At 61.0% G+C, this 17,897-nt stretch carries 12 protein-coding genes; 6 read left to right on the top strand and 6 right to left on the bottom strand.

Annotation, left to right across the window (positions count from 1 at the left end; translation table 11 throughout):
• The first annotated feature begins 185 nt into the window (after positions 1-185).
• Entirely contained in the window at positions 186-1,256 is a 1,071-nt protein-coding gene (locus HMPREF2527_RS06205) for a phosphodiester glycosidase family protein (protein WP_070507162.1), read from the top strand.
• Positions 1,253-2,446: a bifunctional glycosyltransferase family 2/GtrA family protein gene (locus tag HMPREF2527_RS06200; RefSeq protein ID WP_070507159.1), complete on the top strand. Its 1,194-nt coding sequence runs from the start codon at positions 1,253-1,255 to the stop codon at positions 2,444-2,446. Before HMPREF2527_RS06205 ends, HMPREF2527_RS06200 begins: the two co-directional genes overlap by 4 nt.
• A gap of 219 nt (positions 2,447-2,665) precedes the next feature.
• On the opposite strand, the gene HMPREF2527_RS06195 is transcribed toward HMPREF2527_RS06200, so the two are convergent.
• Positions 2,666-4,375, bottom strand: coding sequence for a S8 family peptidase (locus tag HMPREF2527_RS06195; protein ID WP_070507157.1), 1,710 nt, complete (start codon positions 4,373-4,375; stop codon positions 2,666-2,668).
• A 732-nt stretch (positions 4,376-5,107) separates the two neighbouring features.
• Here HMPREF2527_RS06195 and HMPREF2527_RS06190 point away from each other — a divergent pair.
• Complete coding sequence (locus tag HMPREF2527_RS06190) at positions 5,108-7,060, top strand: S8 family peptidase (RefSeq protein WP_070507155.1); 1,953 nt, start codon at positions 5,108-5,110, stop codon at positions 7,058-7,060.
• Between the two features lie 117 nt (positions 7,061-7,177).
• On the opposite strand, the gene HMPREF2527_RS06185 is transcribed toward HMPREF2527_RS06190, so the two are convergent.
• The 5 genes from HMPREF2527_RS06185 to HMPREF2527_RS06165 form a co-directional block, all read right to left on the bottom strand.
• Positions 7,178-9,139 carry a S8 family peptidase gene (locus HMPREF2527_RS06185; protein ID WP_070507153.1) on the bottom strand — a complete coding sequence of 654 codons (1,962 nt, stop codon included), beginning with the start codon at positions 9,137-9,139 and terminating at the stop codon, positions 7,178-7,180.
• Between the two features lie 642 nt (positions 9,140-9,781).
• Entirely contained in the window at positions 9,782-10,927 is a 1,146-nt protein-coding gene (gene purM, locus HMPREF2527_RS06180; protein WP_070507150.1) for a phosphoribosylformylglycinamidine cyclo-ligase, read from the bottom strand.
• A complete protein-coding gene (purF, locus tag HMPREF2527_RS06175; protein ID WP_070507148.1) occupies positions 10,924-12,678 on the bottom strand; it encodes an amidophosphoribosyltransferase in 1,755 nt (584 codons plus the stop codon). Before purF ends, purM begins: the two co-directional genes overlap by 4 nt.
• A gap of 240 nt (positions 12,679-12,918) precedes the next feature.
• Positions 12,919-13,371: a sterol carrier family protein gene (locus HMPREF2527_RS06170; RefSeq protein ID WP_070507146.1), complete on the bottom strand. Its 453-nt coding sequence runs from the start codon at positions 13,369-13,371 to the stop codon at positions 12,919-12,921.
• A gap of 2 nt (positions 13,372-13,373) precedes the next feature.
• Positions 13,374-14,501 (bottom strand): asparaginase, encoded by a 1,128-nt coding sequence (locus HMPREF2527_RS06165; RefSeq protein ID WP_070507143.1) that lies wholly within the window; start codon positions 14,499-14,501, stop codon positions 13,374-13,376.
• A gap of 438 nt (positions 14,502-14,939) precedes the next feature.
• Between HMPREF2527_RS06165 and HMPREF2527_RS06160 the strand changes: the two genes are divergently transcribed.
• The 3 genes from HMPREF2527_RS06160 to HMPREF2527_RS06150 all read left to right on the top strand — a co-directional run bounded on the left by HMPREF2527_RS06160 (position 14,940) and on the right by HMPREF2527_RS06150 (position 17,813).
• Positions 14,940-15,278, top strand: a complete 339-nt coding sequence (locus tag HMPREF2527_RS06160) for a hypothetical protein (protein WP_070507141.1) — start codon at positions 14,940-14,942, stop codon at positions 15,276-15,278.
• A 149-nt stretch (positions 15,279-15,427) separates the two neighbouring features.
• Complete coding sequence (gene purD / locus HMPREF2527_RS06155; protein ID WP_070507139.1) at positions 15,428-16,711, top strand: phosphoribosylamine--glycine ligase; 1,284 nt, start codon at positions 15,428-15,430, stop codon at positions 16,709-16,711.
• A 175-nt stretch (positions 16,712-16,886) separates the two neighbouring features.
• Complete coding sequence (locus HMPREF2527_RS06150) at positions 16,887-17,813, top strand: phosphoribosylaminoimidazolesuccinocarboxamide synthase (protein WP_070507137.1); 927 nt, start codon at positions 16,887-16,889, stop codon at positions 17,811-17,813.
• Positions 17,814-17,897: the final 84 nt, after the last annotated feature.

The following is a 17,897-nucleotide window of genomic DNA, read 5'->3' as shown; positions in this document are numbered from 1 at the left end:
GATGCGGTGGGTGCTCAACTGCTTGGTACACACAGCCAGTACACATGTTTATACATGGGTGTGTATAGCATCTTCTGGTAATACGGAACAGGCAGTAATAAAAAAGCCTGGAATGAATAAGCATACATAGCTTCTGCACAGCTTAGTAATGCCTGGCACAGAGAATAGCCCGGCATTCTAGAGACATGAACAACGAACAGAACATGACTCAGAACATTGACCAGGCCACCCAGACCGCAGCGGAACAAGCTAACGCAGCGCAAACCGCTGCAGAGCAGAAGCTAGCCAAGAAGAAGCTCACCCGTCGAATTTTCATCGGCGGCGGCCTCGGCGCACTCGCAGTAGTTGGCGGCGGCGCAGGCTGGGCGTACAACCGCTACCTGGCAGAGCACACCGAAATCGAAGATACCACCGCCTACGAGGCGGCAGCAGCCCAGGCAAACGCAAGCGCCTCCGGCTCCGCCACCGCAGATCCCACCGAACTGACCGGCGTGAAGGTCAACGGCCAGAGCCTCACCGCTAACGAAGGCTCGATTACCATCACCTCCACCACCACCGGCAGCGGCTCGGACGCGGTCGTCTCCTTCGTAGCAGACATCAAGCTCGACAACGCAACCCTGCTGCGAAGCGCCTTCGCCAACAACAAGTTCGGCCAGAACATCATCGACACCCCCTCGAACATGGCGTCCGAACACAACGGCATCTGGGCGATCAACGGCGACTACTACGGCTTCCGTACCACCGGCATCGTGATCCGAAACGGTGTTGTCTACCGTGACTCCGGTGCACGTGAAGGCCTCGCCTTCTACCGCGACGGCTCCGTCAAGCTCTACGACGAAACCGCAACCAACGCCCAGACCCTCGTCAACGAGGGCGTGTGGAACACCCTCTCCTTCGGCCCCGCACTGGTCAAGGACTCCGCAATCGTCGACGGCATCGACAGCGTCGAAGTGGACACCAACTTCGGTAACCACTCCATCCAGGGCTACCAGCCGCGAACCGGTGTGGGCGTGCTCGGCACCAACCACCTGGTCTTCATCGTGGTCGACGGCCGCTCCACCAACTACTCGCGCGGCGTGACCATGCCCGAGTTCGCCCAGATGTTCAAGGACCTCGGCTGCGTGAGCGCCTACAACCTGGACGGTGGTGGCTCCTCCGCCATGGTCTTCAACAATAAGCTGGTCAACCGCCCGCAGGGTGGCACCAAGGAACGTGGCACCAGCGACATTCTCTACATTGCAGGGAGCGCATCGTGATTATCCTGATACCCGCCTATAAGCCGGACCAATCACTGGTCCGCCTTGCACGGGCCCTGCACGCACAGGACCCGGACGCCGAAATCCTCGTGATTGACGACGGATCCGGTAGCGCCTACGCACCCATCTTTACCGAACTGCGCATCGACGGCGTGACCGTGCAGACCCACCCCGCCAACAGGGGCAAGGGTGCGGCACTGCGCACCGGCATCGCCTGGGCGAAAGCAAACCGCCCCGGCGAGGTCATCGTCACCGCCGACGCGGACGGCCAGCACCTACCTCGGGACATCTTCCGTGTGGGCGTGCGCACCGAAACCGCCGCGGTGGCAGGTCAGCGGAGCATCATCCTCGGCGTGCGTACCAAGCCCGACCCGAACGCCGGCGAAGAAGGCACCAGGGTGCCGCTGCGCTCCAAAATTGGCAACAGCGCAACCGTAGGCTTCTTCGCCCTGGCGACCGGAGCCCGCGTGGCAGACACCCAGACCGGTCTGCGAGGCTTCACCCCGCAGATCCTGGACTGGCTGCTGCAGATTCCCGGCGATAAGTACGAGGACGAGTTCTCCATGTTGCTACGCGCAACCCGCGCAGACGTGGAACTGGTGCAGGTACCCATCGTGAAGGTCTACGAGCCCGGCAACCCGACCAGCCACTTTAGGCCCCTGCAGGACTCGGCACTCATCTACGCACCGCTGCTTGCCTTCCTGGCATCGTCTTTCCTGACCGGCTTCCTCGTGGATGCTATCGCCCTCTTCGTCCTGGTGGGCATGGGCGCTCCGCTACTGGTAGCCGTGGTCGGTGCCCGCATCATCTCGGCGCTGACGAACTTCACCGTCAACCGAATGCTCATGCACGACGGAGGCGCACGCCCCTCGGCATCCTCCTCGCTGGTACGGTACACCGTGCTGGCGGTGGGTATCCTCGCAGCCAACGCGGCTCTGATGGAAGCATTGACTGGCCTGGGCGCGTCCCTGCTGGTCGCTAAGATCCTGACCGAACTGATTCTGATCCCGATCAGCTTCGCGGTCCAGCGCCGCTGGGTTTTTCTACCCACCCAGCGTCAGGAAAATACGCGAGAAAAGACTCAGGCAATCGCCGCCTCTTCCGGCTTGCGCGCGGTGAGCTACGAGTCCGCTCGCATGGAGGCAGCAGGTATCCGTACCGGTGCGCGCGCCTCCCAGGTACGCCCCTAGCTCGTCTACCCTAGCGTCCAGCTCGTTAGGGGCGTACCCCAAGATTTCTCCCACCTGTCAGTCGTGAGGGTGGGTGGGAGAAGCAAGCTGCAGCACCAAAAGCCGCAGCGTTTCTGTTCACGAAAAGCCCCCGCTGAGAAAACTCAACGGGGGCTTTTTGTATGTGGCATCCTTCAGAAGCCTATTGGCTCACCGGCTTCCGAGCTGGCAACATGCCGATTACTGACCGGGAATCAGACCGTGGGCAGTAATCAGGAACGGCGGGTTGTGGTTAACAGCCGGGTTAGTCACGTAACCAACACGAGCCGCACGGGTCGGGTGCTTGGGTGCACGCTTCGGCCAGGGCTTTGCCTGCGGGTTCGGGTCCTTCTTGCCCTGCACCATAGCCAGTGCACTCGCGGCGTTCACAATGCCGGAACCGCAACCGTTCACATCGCAGGTGAGCGGCTTGGAGCTCTGCTTCAGAATCTGCTTTGCACGCTCAGCGTTCAGCGAGGGATCCACGGACTTCATTAGAGCAATCACGCCAGCAACCTGGGGTGCTGCCATGGAGGTGCCGTCGTACTCGGTGTAGCCTGCGCCGGTGGACACGGTGGTACCCAGATCCACGGTGGACATGATGTTGCTGCCGGGAGCGCTCACATCAACAATCTTGCCGTAGTTGGAGAAGTCGCTACGCTTACCGTTCTGGTCGGTAGCGCCCACCACGATCGAACCGCCGCAGTTAGCCGGAGCGACCTTGGAAGTGTCCTGACCATCGTTACCAGCAGCGACAACGAGAATCGCGCCGCGCTTGTTCACTTCAGCAATAGCCTTGGAGTAGGTTGCGGGGCAGGTGCCTTCGCCGCCGAGGGAGAGGTTAATGATCTTGGCGGGGTTGGAGTTCGCAGGAACGCCTTCAACGGTGCCGCCGGCTGCCCAAACCATTGCATCCGCAATGTCGGAGTCGTAGCCGCCGCACATGCCCAGGGCACGCACGGGCAGGATCTTGGTGGAGGGTGCCACGCCGACGATACCGCGCTTATTGTTCATAATCGCCGCGATGGAGCCGGCAACGTGGGTGCCGTGCCAGTTCGACTCGCTTGCCTCTGCATCAGCACCGCAGACGCCCGCTTCTTCCCAGTTGCCCTGGTCGGTCGGGTCGGAGTCGCGGCCGTTGCCGTCACGAGCAATGGAGGGCTCGGTGATGAAGTCGTAGCCGGGCAGGACGTTAGCGTCCAGGTCGGGGTGCTTGACGATGCCGGAGTCAATCACAGCAACGGTCACGCCAGCGCCCTGAGTGGTCTTCCACGCCTCGGGTGCAGCCAGACCCTTGGTGCCGTGCAGGTTCCACTGCTGCGGGTAGAGGGTGTCGTTCGGTGCTACAGCCTGGTTCGATGCCTGAGCTACCTGAGCGACCTTGGAGGTGGCAGCACCACGAGCGCGTGCAGTGGAGCGGCGCAGTAGGTCGGGTTCTACCGATGCGACGGAGGGGTTGGAGCTCAGGGTTGCCATGTACTTCTCCGCCTGCTCTGCGGTGAGCTTGGAGGAGAGGGTCACCACGGTTGCCTTCTGGGCGGTGGTGCGTACGTAGTTGGTTTTGATTTTGAAGAGGTCGTCGACGCTCTTCACCTCGGAGGTGAGGCCCTGGTAGAGGGCGTCGTTCCAGGTGGCAACCTGGGTGCCTGCGGGGCTTGCCCAGTTGATGCCGCCTGCGTTCAGTGCGCTATCGGTGTAGGTGATAACGAAGCGGTTGAAGCCTGCCTTCTGCTGTGCGGAGCTGAGGGAGGAGATGGTGGTGTGGGCTTTTGCGCGTTCGGCGCTGTTGGCCTGTGCGGGTGCCGCAAAGGATGCGGGGGCGCCCAGGGTTGCGACGAGTGTTGCTGCAGTACCCAGGCTCAGTGCGGTGCGTGCGACACCGCGCGCTGAGGGGTGAGTGGTAAAAGACATCGGGGTCCTTTGCGTATGTGAGTGCCGGAAGCGGCAAGCGGGTTGGTCATCCACTCACATAAATGCACCTTTGAGAAAATATCTGCATTCTTTTGTGTATTTGCTTGTGAGGAGCGAATAGAAAAAGAAAATGCACATCACTGCATTGATGTGTATTTTTCTCTAAACCCCCGTGCGGGAGCTCTTCGGAAGTGGTTTATGTGGTGAGATATCGATATCCTAGCACCTTTTCCTATGTGTGAAGCGGCTAAAACTCGATAGTGTGGCGTAAATAATGAGATTTTTCTTTCATATAAATGCAGATAAAGAAATGCCTAGTCGGAATATTCTCGCGACTTAAAGTAGTGATTTAAGTTTTACTCATCTATGCATAAAATGACCTGCATCACAAAGGTTATTTTATTCATAAAGTAACTGAAAAAGGGTGCTAGAGTATCTCACGGTGCGTACCCGTGCACGCACATTGTGGAGCTACCCTCAACAGCCCCACAAGCAACAACGCAGACACCACGCACCACAGCGCCATGCATCAACCACCCCGCACAACGACATCTGCCCACAGAGACATCTGCCCGGCAGATACGTGCGATGAAAACACCGCACAGCGCTAACACCTCACTCTTCCGTATTCACTCGTACCGAGTACACACACCTCACTCTGCGCCCTCAACGCGAGTCGGCAACGTTACGCCGCATCGTGCGCACTCGGTACCACTCACCTCAAGGATGTCCATGCTTCGCATTGCTCGCCCCTCACAGGCACGCAGCCCCCAGCGTTCCCTGCTGAGCTTCGTCACCGCAACCTGCCTGCTTTCGGCAAGTGTTATCCCCGCCGTGGCAGTACCCACCGCGCAGGCTAACCAGGCCAAGGCATCTGCGGCGGCACAGGCTTCTACCGCCGCCCAGATTTCCAATAATGCGCAGGTCACCCAGTCCGCGCCCGTGGCATACAACCGCTTCATCATCACCTACACCGATGAGGCGAAGAATGCCGCCTCCACCGACGCCACCGCAGACCAGATTGACTGGTCCGCAGCCGCCGGCACCCAGCAGGCGACCTGGACCGACGCACTCTACGCGGGCATCACCTCCGATGTGCAGAGCATTGACGAGCTGCTGAACATTAAGACCAGCTATGTCCGCTCCACCGCGCTGGATGCCAGCGTGGTCACCACCTCCGCGGAGCTCACCCCGGCTCAGGCGCAGCAGTATATGAACGCCCTGAGCGCGAACTCCAAGGTCGCCTCCGTGTCGCCCGATATGCGCCGCTATGCTACCGTGGATCACACCTCCGCGGAGCCCGTCAAGATTAACGACCCGAAGATGAACCGTATGTGGTCCCTCACCGGTGAAAAGGGCGTCTCCGCGCTGGAGGCATGGGGCACCACCCGCGGCAAGGGCGTGACCGTGGCGGTGCTGGACTCCGGCATTACCGCCCACCCGGACCTGGACGCTAACGTGCTGCCCGGCTACGACTTCATTGCCGAGTCGGCGTTCTCCAACGACGGTAACGGCCGCGACTCCGACCCGACCGATGCCGGCAACTGGACCGTAGATAACCAGTGCTTCACCGGTTCGAAGGCGACCGCCTCCGACTGGCACGGCACCCACGTGGCGGGCACCATTGCCGCTATCGCGAACAATAACGAGGGCATTGCCGGCGTGGCACCCGAGGCGAAGATCGTGCCCGTGCGCGTTCTGGGCGCCTGCGGCGGCTTCGACTCGGACATCACCGACGGCATTATTTGGGCTGCCGGCGGTAGCGTGCGCGGTGTTCCCGCAAACCAGAACCCTGCCCAGGTCATTAACATGTCCATCGGCAGCGAGGGTGCCTGCACCACCCCGTACCGCCAGGCGATTGCTCAGGCGAATAAGCGCGGCTCCATCGTGGTCGTCGCAGCCGGTAACAACAACTTTGACGCCTCGAAGTCCAGCCCCGGCAACTGCGAGGACGTCATCACCGTGGGCGCAACCGATAAGAACGGCAAGCGCTCCTACTTCTCCAACTACGGCTCCCGCGTGGACGTGAGCGCGCCCGGTGGCGACCGCAGCTACTGGGGTGGCGGTATTCTCTCCACCCTGAACGCTGGTAAGACCGCTCCGGGTAAGGCTGACTACGCCGAGTACCAGGGCACTTCCATGGCGGCACCGCATGTTGCCGGTATTGTGGCGCTCATGAAGGCGGTCGACCCGAAGCTCACTTACGCTCAGGCGAAGAAGGTTCTGCAGTCCACCTCTCAGGGTGTTGAGTGCGACCAGTCCGCGTGCGGTTCCGGCATTGTGAATGCGGCGCGTGCGGTTCAGCAGGTCCGCTCCGACCGTGAGGCTGCCGATGCCGCTGCGGCTGAGGCGGCACGCAAGAAGGCTGAGGAGGAGGCCGCACGTAAGAAGGCGGCTGAAGAGGCGGCACGCAAGAAGGCTGAGGAGGACGCTAAGCGTCAGCAGGCCCCTGCACCGAAGGTAACTCCTGCACCGAAGGTGACCCCGGCTCCGAAGGCCAGGACCCGCCCGTCCCGCCCGGTGACTCGCCCCTCCTACCCGTCGCGTCCGCGTCACGGCCACACCCCGCGTTACCGCTCCTGGTACGGTGGTGCATCTGCGAACACCTACCCGAGCAGTACTTACCCGAACAATGGCTACCTGAACAATGGTTACTTGGGCTTCGCGACCGGTAATCACCGCTAGTCATTTCCGCTAGTTGAGTTAGGGTTTAGACACGAAAAGCCCCCGATGAGTTCTCTCATCGGGGGCTTTTACTATGCGCTGTCGACTGGGCCTGGTGCGAAGCCGGTAGCGGATAGCTTATTGTTCATTGACCTCGCGGGGCTTCTGGGCGGGGTTGGTGACTAGCGGTTCGTCCTGGGTGATGGGCTCGGCGTCACCGTTCAGGTCGTAGACCTGGGCATCTTCGGGGATTTCCATGGCGGGTGCGCCGGGAATCCGGTCGTAGTCACCGGTGAGGCTCTCGCCGTTGGCTCCTGCCGTGAGAGCTTCTGCGGTTGCTTCGGCTGCCTCGTCGTCGGCGGCTCTATCGGCAATCTTAGTGTTAGATGCGCCTGCACTCAATCCCTTAGAGATCACCTTGATTGTCTTGCGCGGTCGCAGGTAGGTCACCCTACCGTTCGCGTCCAGGTTTCCAGCCTTTTTAGCCAGGTTGAAGCTGTTGATAATACCTCGGCTGCAGAAATACTTATCGCACTTGATGCGGTTTCCCCCCGCGAGGGTGAACGCCTCCTCAACCTGCTTGGTGGTGATGGAGGTGCCGTTGACCAGCTGCTGCGCCAGCAGAGCGGAGACGTGCGGTGCCGCCATGGAGGTGCCGCTCTCGTAGTCGTAGCTGAACTTAGTGTAATCCGGGCGGTCAAGGCTCTTCATGGACAGGGTGAGAATGTCCTCACCCGGTGCCGAGATGTTAACCCTCGTGCCGTAGTTGGAGAACGAAGCTCGCGTGCCAGCCTTGGTGGTTGCACCAACCGTGATGACGCCCATGCAGTTGGCGGGCGCGTACTTGGAGGCCTCCGTGTTGCCGTTACCTGCCGCGGCGACCACGATTGCACCCCTGGAGCGGGCGATGTTGATGGCGCGCTGGTAAGCGGCGGGGCACTGGGTTACGGTGCCGATGGACATGTTGATAATCTTGGCGGGGTAGGTGTTGTCCGGCACGCCGTCAACGTGTCCGCCGGCAGCCCAGATGATGGCGTCGGCAATGTCTGAGGTGCGGCCACCGCATCGGCCCAGTACGCGCACAGGCTGCACGCGGGCGAGGTCGGCAACGCCGACGATGCCCATGCGGTTATTGCCTCGGGCACCGATAATGCCGGCAACGCTGGTGCCGTGCCAGGTGGAGGTGTGGGCGTTCGCCTGGTCCTTGCAGAGGTTGTAGGGCGCGTAGTCGCCTTCATCCCTGGGGTTGGGGTCGCGGCCGTCGCCGTCGCGGGCGCTGAGCGGGTCGCTGACGAAATCGTAGCCGTTCGCCATGCCGGTAACCAGGTCGGGGTGCGGCACGTAGCCGGTATCGAGTACGGCGACCTTCACGTTTGCGCCGCGGCGCAGACGCGCGTTACCGGTGTTCTGAACGCCGGTGGTGGGGTTGGTGAGGTTCCACTGCTTGCTGTACTGCGGGTCGTTGAACTGGAAGGTGATGTCACCTTCTGCGGCGGGGTAGTTGATGTAGTCGGGCTCGACGGAGGCTACGTCCGGGTCGGAGGCGACCTTCGCCATGAACTCCTTCGCCTCGTTTTTGTTGAGGGTTTTGGAGGTCTGGATGACGGCGTCATCGGTGGAGGTGTTGTGCAGGAACTTGGTGTCGACGTTCAGTGCTTCGCTGACGACGTCGACGGTGTCCATGATGTCGTCAACGATGCCGCGAATAGCGTCCCAGTCGCCGTCGCGCAGCATTTTGCGCTGCTTGGCTTCGTTGGTGTAGGTGACGATGAATCGGTCGAAGTTCTGCTGGGGGAGCGTGCCGGGTGCCGCCGCGGTGGGGGTGGTGGGGCGTGCCGCGCCGTTGCGTGTGAGGGTGAGGGGGCTGACGGGGCCTTCGATCTGGGGCGCTGCCTGAGCTGCTGCCAGGATGGCTTCGTCGCTGGGTGCCTGCGCGAGGACTGCGGGTAGGTCGCCTCCGAAGAGGATGGCGCTGGCGGCGAGCAGGCTCAGTGCTGCGCGTGCGGGGTGCTTGCGGCGGCGGTTATCGGTGCGGCAGTTATCGGGGTAGCGGCGAGGAGGTGTTTCGGTGCGCTGCGCGCCGAAGTATGGAAGCCTCATCTGGTTCTCCTGATGTAGGTGGTATGCGGACTGTGTGATGTGTACTGGTGTTTCCGTCTGCAGGCGCACGGGGTGCGGATAGGGTTTTACGGGGCGACAAAAGGGGCCTGTTTTTGGGCGCGCTGAAGTAATGAATGGGGTGAGGGAATAGCGTTTCTTTGACCCTTTTTGCGTACCGGAAGAACTCTTTTTGGACGGTGTGCAACGTACATTTCTAAGGTATCACTTCAAGGTGAACTTGAGGGATTCTTGAGGTGCTTTTCACGGGTTAATGTACAGAAAATCAACCTCTGGAGGCTGAATAGCACCCAATGAATGAGAGTTTATATAAGTAAAGCTTGAGGGTTGGAGTATACGAGGCAGGATATGCGGCACCTCTTGCTGACAGGGGAGAGAAATAAATGTTTTAACACTGTGGTGTAAGCACTAGAATGCATTAAAAATGCAGTTGATAGCAAAAAATAAAAATAGCCTGAAATACGCGTGAAAATAAATAAAAAGCTGGCATCAAACACACGGGACAGCACGCCCCGCCGGTAGACACACAAAGACCGGGGCGGCCACCGCATGGGTGACCGCCCCGGTCTATAGAATCATCAGCACCAGCAAGCTGGCGCTCGCTACCTACTGGAGAAAGCGTCCTTAGGAAGCGTAGGAGCCCAGCAGGCGAACCGCGCCGCCGTCCACGCCCTTAGCGCCCTGAATGTAGTCCGCGCTGTTTGCCTCGGGCTCGCCAGCGGCAACAACATCACCCATAATCCAGGAGGGGATACCGCGGTCGTTCAGGCGCTTGGTAGCAGCCTCAGCCACGGAGGGGTCAACGATAGCGATCATGCCCACGCCCAGGTTCAGGGTGCGCTCCAGGTCGGCAAGGGGCACGTTGCCCAGCGAACCGATCAGGGAGAAGATCGCGGGAATCTGCCAGGTGGAGCGGTCCACGCGACCCTCCAGGCCCTGGGGCAGAACGCGAGCCAGGTTAGCGGCCAGGCCGCCGCCGGTCACGTGGGAGAAGCCGCGTACACCGCTGCCGGTGGTGCCGTCTTCGCCGTTGACGGGGAATGCTGCCGCCAGGTCCAGGCAGTCTGCAGCGTACACGCGGGTGGGTTCGAGCAGCTCTTCACCGATGGTGCGGCCCAGCTCGTCCACCTGGCGCTCCAGACCCCAACCGGCAACGTTCAGGACCTTGCGGACCAGGGAGTAGCCGTTGGAGTGAATACCGGAGGATGCCATAGCAATCAGCACGTCGCCCTCACGTACGCGCTCGGGACCGAGCAGCTCGTCAGCCTCGACCAGACCGGTTGCTGCGCCCGCAACGTCGTACTCATCTTCTGCGAGCAAGCCGGGGTGCTCGGCGGTTTCGCCGCCAACCAGGGCGGTGCCAGCCTGTGCACATGCGCCAGCGATACCGCGCACAATGTCAGCGATACGCTCGGGAACGACCTTGCCGGTGGCAATGTAGTCGGTCATGAACAGCGGCTTAGCGCCGCACACGACGATGTCGTCCACGACCATGCCGACCAGGTCGTAGCCGATGGTGTCGTGAATATCGAGTGCCTGCGCGATAGCGACCTTGGTGCCCACACCGTCAGTGGAGGTGGCAAGGTAGGGCTTGCGGTACTTGACCAGCTCGGAGACGTCGTACAGGCCCGCGAAGCCGCCCACGCCACCAACGACGGAGGAGTTGTGGGTCGCCTTGATAGCGCCCTTCATCAGCTCAACGGCGCGATCGCCAGCCTCTACGTCAACACCTGCGCTCGCGTAGGTTACGGTGGTGGTGTTCTCGCTCATGAGGATTCCTTCGGGGTAGCGGTAGCGGAGGAGTTTGCGGGGATGCGGTCCTGCTCGGTGAGCAATGCCTCGAGGTCGGCGTCGGGGCCGGGGTTGCACATGCCCATACCGGCGTCGTCTGCGGCAACCTGTACTGCGGAGAGATCGAACTTCGTTTCGAGAGTTTCGGTGCCTTCGCGGGTCTCAATGGAGACGGCCTCAGCATGCTCAGGCTTGGAGGGGACGGGGCGCTCCACGGTCACCTCAGCTGCCTTACCGGCGAGGGGTCCGCCCTTGCCCTTCTCCGAGGAGTCGAAGAGGGACTTGCCGCGTCGTTCCTCGCTCGGCAACTCAATCGGGTATTTGCCGGTGAAGCATGCGGTGCACATGTTTTCGGCGGGCTGCTCGGTGGCTGCCATCATGCCGTCCTGAGAGATGAAGCCGAGCGAATCGGCACCCAGGGAGGAAGCGATTTCGTCCACGGACAGGCCGTTAGCGATCAGCTCCGCGCGGGAAGCGAAGTCAATACCGTAGAAGCAAGGCCACTTCACGGGCGGGGAGGAGATGCGCACGTGCACTTCCTTCGCGCCAGCTTCGCGGAGCATACGCACGAGGGCACGCTGAGTGTTACCGCGAACAATGGAATCGTCAATAACGACGAGGCGCTTACCGGCAACCACAGACTTGAGCGGGTTCAGCTTGAGTCGAATACCGAGCTGGCGGATAGTCTGCGAGGGCTGAATGAAGGTTCGGCCCACGTAGGCGTTCTTGACCAGGCCGTTACCGTAGGGAATGCCGGACTCTTCGGCGTAACCAATAGCAGCCGGAACACCGGATTCGGGAGTGGGCATGACCAGGTCAGCTTCAACAGCGTGTTCGCGGGCAAGCTGACGGCCCATTTCTACGCGGGATTCGTAGACGCTACGGCCGGAGATGGTGGTGTCCGGGCGAGCGAGGTAAACGTACTCGAAGACGCAACCGGCGGGCTTAGCTTTTGCGAAACGCTGGGAACGCAGACCGTTCTCATCAATGGTGATGAGCTCGCCGGGCTCCACTTCACGCACGAAGGACGCACCGACAATATCAAGTGCCGCGGTTTCGGATGCGACAACCCAGCCACGCTCCAGACGACCGAGCACGAGGGGGCGTACACCCTGCGGGTCGCGTGCAGCGTAGAGGGTGTGCTCATCCATGAAGGTGAGGCAGAAAGCACCGCGAAGGGTCGGCAATAGGTCGAGTGCTGCTTCTTCAAGGGAGTCGAAGTCGTGCTCCGCCAGCAGGGCGGTGACGAGTGCGGTGTCGGTGGTGTTGCCCTGGGCGAGTTCGCCGTGCTTGGGGGGCTTGCCGCCGTTCTTTTCAATCAGACGCTCGTAGAGGTCTGCCGAGTTGGTGAGGTTACCGTTGTGCGCCAGGCAGAGCGTGCCGTGCGGGGTGGTACCGAGAGTCGGCTGTGCGTTAGCCCAGTGGGATGCGCCGGTGGTGGAGTATCGGGCGTGGCCGATAGCGTGGTCGCCGGGCATGGAACTGAGGGTGGCTTCGTCAAAGACCTGGGAGACCAGTCCCATATCTTTGTACACGTGGATGCGTTTGCCGTTACTGGTTGCGATACCTGCTGATTCCTGGCCGCGGTGCTGGAGCGCGTACAGGCCGTAGTAGGTTAGCTTTGCCACGTCCTCGCCGGGAGCCCAGACACCGAAGACGCCGCAGGCGTCCTTGGGGCCGTGGTCAATTGGATCGAGGTCGTGAGTGAGTTTTCCGTCGGGGCGAATCAATTCACTTCTTTTCGACGATGGGACTGCGGATGCGTCTGTGCAAGCGCAAGATTAGGGCGTGTTGCCGCACTCACACCTGCCTGTGTGTGCCGTAGCATACACCAGACCTTTAAAAGTGTACCGGGTTTCGGAGCCGATGCGGTGAAAGATGCGCTAAATACCTCAGGATGGACCACTAGAACAGGCACCAAACACGCCAAATCACGAAAACTGCGTGGACCTGTGAGCTCGTAGCGAATTCTAGAAGAGCGGCAACAAACCCGAAAGGTCACTACGCTCACCCGACGCATCCAGCGCACCGGCACTCACCGCCTGCGCCCACGAACAGGCACCCAGAACCAGCGCCGCCCACACGAGCGGAGGCGCCTCCACCACGGACGGCGGGGTACCGCGCGTATGGCGAGGACCCGCCACGCACTGGGTCACGCCCAGCGGGGGTACGCGCACCTCCACACTATTGCCGGGGGCGAGGGTTGCCAGCTCCTCCAGGGTGAAGCGCACAAAGGTAGCGCGCACCGGGCGGGGGAGCGCGGCAAACGCCTGCTCCACCTCGGGGCTGTTCAGCAGGTACTCGCCTCGGTTATGCAATTCCGCAGGCTCGCCGGCTGCCGCACGCTGCGCCTCAAAGAAAGCACGCACTTCGCGTACCGCCGCCATGCCGTCTGCTTCGGAAGTTTTACGTCGAATCGCCACGACTAGTCCTCTTCCGGGGCGCCGGGAACCAGACCCTCGCGGGTGAAAAGCTCCTCATGTACGCGCAGCTCGCCCACCTCAACCGGCTTACCGTCCACGAAGCCGCCGGTCACCGGGTGAACCACCAGCGCGAGTAGGCGCTCGCATTCCTCGGCGCTCAGGTAGCCGCCAGCGGCGAGAGCGCGCAGAGCCACGGCGTACATGGCGCGGTGCGAACCGTCGCTCATCTTCACCACCACGGACGCGCCCGAACGCAGACCAATGCAGAGCACGCCCTCCGCGCCGCCCTTGACAATCGCGTCCAGTTCTTCGCTGAGCACGGTATCGGGGGATCCGGGTGCCTGAATCAGCTCGGGGTAGTCCACCATGGCGGTCGCGACCGTGGAGGCGCGCGCATCCGCCCCGAGGTTGCGGATTGCCGCACCCAGGGTCGAGTAGGCGCGTGCGGTACCGGTCAGGGAGACGGCGTGCACGGGCGCACCACAGCCGTCAACGCCGATAGCGGCTACCGGCTCGCCGGTGAACGCCTCCATCTCCTCGGTGATGACCTGCTGCAGCGGGTGTGCGGGGTCGAGGTAGTTGTGCAGGGTCCAGTTCTGCGATCCCTCTTCAAGGTCGCCGCGTTCAAGCTTGGCGGTGCACGCCCACAGGAAGGCGGCGTGCTTGCCTGAGCAGGGGTGCGCCAGGGCGGTGGCGGCGAGGTTCGCCTGAATCATTGCCTGGCGTGCCTGCTTGTCGGAGGGGAGCGTGGACTTGAGCGCCAGGTTTGCCGGGGTGAGCGGGTTGGTTTCGGTGCTGCCCTGGGTGAGTACGTCCTGCACAGCGCGCATCTGCTCGAAGGTGCCACGGTGCGAGCCGCAGGCGATGGCGACCTGGGAGCCGCGCAGGGGTGCGCCCGCCTTCATGGAACCAATTGCCTGTAGGGGCTTGGCGGCGGAGCGCAGGTAGAAGGGGTCGTGAATATCGCCGAGGGCAAGCTGAATTTCGCCGTCGGGGCCCAGCAGAATGAGGCGGCCGCGGTGGCGTGCCTCAACGAGGTTGTTGCGGGTGAGCTGCGCGAGTTCTACGTCGAAGACGCTGCTGGGGTTGGTGGTGTGAGTGGTTGCCTGTGGGGTGGTGCTGTTGGTCATTCTTTTAGTTTAAGGGGTGTATTGTTCTGCCTTATGTACGCGGTTTTACGCGTATAGGGCGGCTCAGAATGGTATCCCCGCAAATATTTCCGTGCAGAACGTTGCTTGTAAGGGTGGGGCGGATTCATCCTTATTTTTGGATGTTTATGTGATATTTTTTGACCGACAGTGAGCTGTATATGTGATACCTCTCATATTAATTGGTGGTAGGGGTTACGTCTTTAGCATGGGGAGGAATAGAATATTCGTGGAGTATACCCGTGAGGTCTGCGCATACCTCTCAAAATGGGAGTGGCCCCTTCCTAGCGCCATGTATCCTAGCGCCACCTATCCTGGAGCCACCTAGAACAGATCCTCCCATCATCTACGTCTCCACTGTTTGCGAGAACGACAGCACCAGATAATACGCACACTAGATCATCAGAAATAGGTAATTTTATGGCAGAGCAGAACAACTCTTCTTCCACCACCCCTAAGAACACCGCAGAAAAAAGCGGCATGAGCGCTGAATCTGAATTTCACGCCAAGTTTTTCCCCATTCTTGCGCGAGTCGCTTCGATTACTGCCGTGCTCATGTATGTCTTCTACTTCCCGCAGATTATCGGTAACCTGAACGGTCACAAGGGCGACTGGATTCAGCCCCTGGTAGCCGCTATAAACTGCACCCTGTGGGTTCTGTACGGTCTGTGGCGCCCCAAGAAGGACGTCCCGATCATCATCGCGAACCTCCCGGGTATTGTCTTCGGTGGTGTGGCTGCTATTACCGCCCTCATCTAAGGTTTAGCTTGATTCGGTAGCTTCGGTTACCGCGCTGTGCGGCTCTTCTCTAGCGTGCATTCTTGCGAATGTGCCGCTACATGAGAAGGGCCGCATTTTTAGTGTGCTCAGCTCACATTTTTGAGAGGGTACCGGGTACCCTAAATACTATGAAGGTTTTGGTACTGGGCCCCGGCGGCCGCGAACATGCAATTATCCGAGCGCTTCTGCGCGACCCTGAGGTAACTGAGGTGCACAGCGCCCCCGGCAACGCCGGCATTGCCCAGGATGTTCCCGTCCACGCAATTGACGCAAATGATCCCGCTCAGGCAACCGCCCTGGCATGCGAACTGAACGCCGACCTGGTCGTTATTGGCCCGGAGGCGCCCCTGGTCGCCGGTGTTTCTGACGCGCTGCGTGAGGCGGGTTTTGATGTTTTCGGCCCCTCCGCAGCTGCTGCACAGCTGGAGGGTTCTAAGGCTTTCGCTAAGCAGGTCATGGAAGAGGCTTCCGTGCCGACTGCCCGCGCTTACGTGGCAACGAACGCCGCTGAGGCGCAGGCGGCACTGGACGAGTTCGGTGCACCCTATGTGGTGAAGGACGACGGCCTGGCTGCGGGTAAGGGCGTTGTGGTGACCGAGGACCGCACCGCGGCACTGGAGCACGCTCAGGCTTGCTTCAACGCTGGCGGCACCGTGGTCATCGAAGAGTTCCTGGACGGCCCCGAGGTGTCCCTCTTCGTCATCTCTGACGGTAAGAACGTTCTGCCGCTGTCCCCGGCTCAGGACTTCAAGCGCATCTTCGACAACGATGAGGGCCCGAACACCGGCGGTATGGGCGCCTACACCCCGCTTCCCTGGCTGCCTGAGGGCTTCGTTCAGGAGGTTGTGGAGAAGGTTGCCCGCCCGACCGTGGCTCGTATGGCTGAGCGCGGCACCCCGTTCGTGGGTGTGCTCTTCTGCGGCCTGGCTGTGACCAGCCGCGGCGTGCGCGTTATCGAGTTCAACGCACGCTTTGGCGACCCGGAAACCCAGGCGGTTCTGGCGCGTCTGCGCACCCCGCTGGGTCAGCTGCTGCGTGCGGCTGCTCGCGGTGAAATTTCTGAGGGTACCGAGCTGGATTGGGATCCCCGCACCGCAGTGGACGTGGTTATGGCTGCTGAGAACTACCCTGACACTCCCCGCAAGGGTGATGTTATCTCCGGTCTGGATGAGGCGAATGCTCTGGAGGGCGTGCACGTGATTCACGCGGGTACTGCCGCATCCGAGGAGGGTGTGCTGACTGCTGGCGGTCGTGTGCTGGCTGTTGTTGCTCTCGGCGATGACCTGGCTGCTGCCCGTAACGCCGCCTACGAGGGTGTTCGCGCTATCTCTTGGGCTGGCGCGCAGTACCGTACCGATATCGCGTTGAAGGCTGTGGAGAACCGCATCCACATTCCCGCTCCGCGCGGTTAAAACCTTAATATGACCGGCTTTCCCGCTTGAGGGTGGGGGAGCCGGTCGCTTCTTTGCCTCAAGATTGTGCCGTATCGGTGACTGATGGCACTATCGGGAGCCGTGCCTGTCGCGGTATTGTAATTACACAGACTTTTTGCATCCACATCACACCACCTCATCAGGAGAAATTCTCATGACTTCTCGTTCTAACCCCGTGGAAATCCCGGGCTGGACTCACATTTATTCCGGTAAGGTCCGCGACCTGTATGTTCCGAATGAGGAACGTTTTGATGCTACCGGCTTGACCGTCAATGATGACGCTGAGCTGCGTGCCGGTTCGGTCATGGTTGTTGCCTCGGACCGTATTAGCGCTTTTGACCGTATTCTGCCCACCGAGATCCCGGATAAGGGCAAGATTCTGACTCAGATGTCCCTGTGGTGGTTTGAGCAGCTCAAGCAGGTTCCGAACCACGTGCTGTCCACTGACGTTCCGGATGTTGTGGCTGGTCGAGCAATGATTTGCCGCTCCCTGAACATGTTCCCGGTGGAGTGCATTGTGCGCGGTTACCTGACCGGTTCGGGTTTGGCTGTGTACAACGAGACTGGTGAGATTGCTGGTGTGAAGTTGCCTGCGGGTCTGGTGGATGGTTCCCGCCTGGAGACCCCGATTTTCACTCCGACCGGTAAGGCTGAGGTGGGTGAGCATGATGAGCTGGTGACCCGTGAGGAGCTGTACGCTGAGGTGGGTCAGCCGGTGGGTGAGCGCCTGGAGGAGCTGAGCCTGAGCCTGTACACCACTGCCGAGAAGATTGCTCGCGAGCAGGGCATTATTCTGGCGGATACCAAGATGGAGTTCGGTACCGATTCGTACCGCGGCGAAATCACCCTGGGTGATGAGGTGCTGACCCCGGACTCTTCGCGTTTCTGGGATGCGACCCAGTACGAGCCGGGTCGTGCACAGCCGAGCTTCGATAAGCAGTATGTGCGTGACTGGCTGCGTTCCCCGGAAGCGGGTTGGGACGGTTCGGATAACGTGCCGCACCTGCCTGAGGAGGTTGTGGAGAAGACTCGTGCCCGTTACGTTGAGGCGTATGAGCGTCTGACCGGCACGAAGTTCTAAACTCAATATTTCGGACCGAATAAGTCTTTGAGATAGCTAAAGGGCGGTGCCCCGGAAGGTCATTCTTCCGGGGCACCGCCCTTT

It is taken from the genome of Rothia sp. HMSC071B01 (genome assembly GCF_001808945.1).
GTDB lineage: Bacteria > Actinomycetota > Actinomycetes > Actinomycetales > Micrococcaceae > Rothia.
This window is presented reverse-complemented; position numbering and strand designations above follow the sequence as displayed.

Coding starts and splice junctions, on each gene's coding strand:
- HMPREF2527_RS06150 (WP_070507137.1), top strand. CDS start 16,887: ATGACTTCTCGTTCTAACCCCGTGGAAATCCCGGGCTGGACTCACATT.
- HMPREF2527_RS06205 (WP_070507162.1), top strand. CDS start 186: ATGAACAACGAACAGAACATGACTCAGAACATTGACCAGGCCACCCAG.
- HMPREF2527_RS06185 (WP_070507153.1), bottom strand. CDS start 9,139: ATGAGGCTTCCATACTTCGGCGCGCAGCGCACCGAAACACCTCCTCGC.
- HMPREF2527_RS06195 (WP_070507157.1), bottom strand. CDS start 4,375: ATGTCTTTTACCACTCACCCCTCAGCGCGCGGTGTCGCACGCACCGCA.
- HMPREF2527_RS06190 (WP_070507155.1), top strand. CDS start 5,108: ATGCTTCGCATTGCTCGCCCCTCACAGGCACGCAGCCCCCAGCGTTCC.
- HMPREF2527_RS06165 (WP_070507143.1), bottom strand. CDS start 14,501: ATGACCAACAGCACCACCCCACAGGCAACCACTCACACCACCAACCCC.
- purM (WP_070507150.1), bottom strand. CDS start 10,927: ATGAGCGAGAACACCACCACCGTAACCTACGCGAGCGCAGGTGTTGAC.
- HMPREF2527_RS06160 (WP_070507141.1), top strand. CDS start 14,940: ATGGCAGAGCAGAACAACTCTTCTTCCACCACCCCTAAGAACACCGCA.
- purD (WP_070507139.1), top strand. CDS start 15,428: ATGAAGGTTTTGGTACTGGGCCCCGGCGGCCGCGAACATGCAATTATC.